Genomic DNA, 1,304 nt, shown 5'->3' with positions numbered 1-1,304 from the left:
GTGTGGGGCCGCTTGACCACGACGTCCTCGGTCCAGTGCCGGAAGAGCTGCATCCCCTCGCGGTTCAGCCCGGGGGTGACCCGGACGCCCTCCTCGCCGTAGCCGACGGGCTGTTCGGTCACCGGGTCGAGCACCTCCTCGATGCACGAGGGCTCGATGATGTGGCAGGCCTCGCGTCGGGCGGTGCACTCGAACATGAACACCCCGCCGAACTCGGTGGTGCCCGCGGCGTTGAAGACCCGGGCGCCGAAAGCCTCCTCGATGGTGCGGGTGGTGAAGGCGGAGCGCGGCTCCGCACCGGCCAGGATGATCTGGACGTTCGCCTCGCGGGCGAGGTCGACGCCCATCTCCCGGGCCGTCTCGATCAGCCGCATCGCGTAGCTCGGTGTGAGGCCGAGCACCTCGATCTGGTAGTCGACCAGCAGCCGTACCCGGGAGCGGGAGTCGAGGCCGCCGGCCGGGATGACCGTGGCTCCCATGCGCTCGAGGCCGTAGTGCATGCCCCAGAAGCCGGCGAACAGCCCGTACCCGAACGCCACCAGGCCCTTGTGGTGCGGGCGCACGCCCATGCTGTGGAGCGCCGTGCAGAACGTGTCCACGCACCAGGCCCAGTCGCGTTCGGTGTCGAACGTCCGGATGGGGGGGTTGCCGCTGGTCCCGCTGGTCTGGTGGTGGCGCACCCCGAGCGCCGGATCGAGCGAGGGCCAGGTTCCGTACGGGGGAGACGTGGCTTCCGCGGCGAGGAGATCGGCCTTGCGCAGGAGCGGAACCCGCGCCGCGTAGTCCTCCATGGAGGTGATGTTCTCGGGGAGACGTTCTCGCCAGAAGGGGGAGAGCCTTCGGGCGTGGTCCATCGCGGCCTGAAGCCTGCGCCACTTCCACTGTTCAAGTTCCTGGCGGGGCATGGTCTCCGCCGTGCTGTTCCAGTACTCCACTACGCCTCCGTTGCCGTGCACGTGCACCCCAGAAGGTGATCCTCATGCCTCGACGGCGGCCCGTGCATCTCCGGAAATGCGCTCATGTGGCTGGTTGCGCGTCGTTCTCGGCCGGCTCCTCGCCGTGCCCGTGGTCCATCGCGGAGATGTCCCGCAGCCGGGTGCCGATCAGGACGGCCAGGGCGACGGAGAACACGGCGCAGACGGCGGCGACGGACTGCACGCCGCTGGTGAAGGCCGCGCGTGCGGAGTCCAGCAGGGCGCCGGCGCTGTCCGGTCCCAACTGCCCGGCCGTGTGCAGGGCGCCGGCGATGCTCTCCTGCGCGGCGTCGCCGGCGGCGGGCCCGGCCTCGTCCGGCACCTCGACCC

The 1,304-nt window shown here is 70.8% G+C and carries 1 protein-coding gene and 1 pseudogene; both read right to left on the bottom strand.

The window, feature by feature from the left end; all coding sequences use genetic code 11:
• Positions 1-935: phenylacetate--CoA ligase family protein (locus tag ACFV4P_RS35980; RefSeq protein ID WP_380477695.1), on the bottom strand; the 935-nt coding region annotated here is incomplete at its 3' end.
• Between the two features lie 82 nt (positions 936-1,017).
• A pseudogene (locus ACFV4P_RS35975) lies at positions 1,018-1,304 on the bottom strand (MFS transporter); the annotation flags it as partial.

The sequence above is a fragment of the Kitasatospora sp. NPDC059795 genome (assembly GCF_042732175.1).
Taxonomy (GTDB): Bacteria; Actinomycetota; Actinomycetes; order Streptomycetales; family Streptomycetaceae; genus Kitasatospora.
Note: the sequence above shows the minus strand (reverse complement) of the source record. Positions and strands in the feature narration are given on the sequence as shown.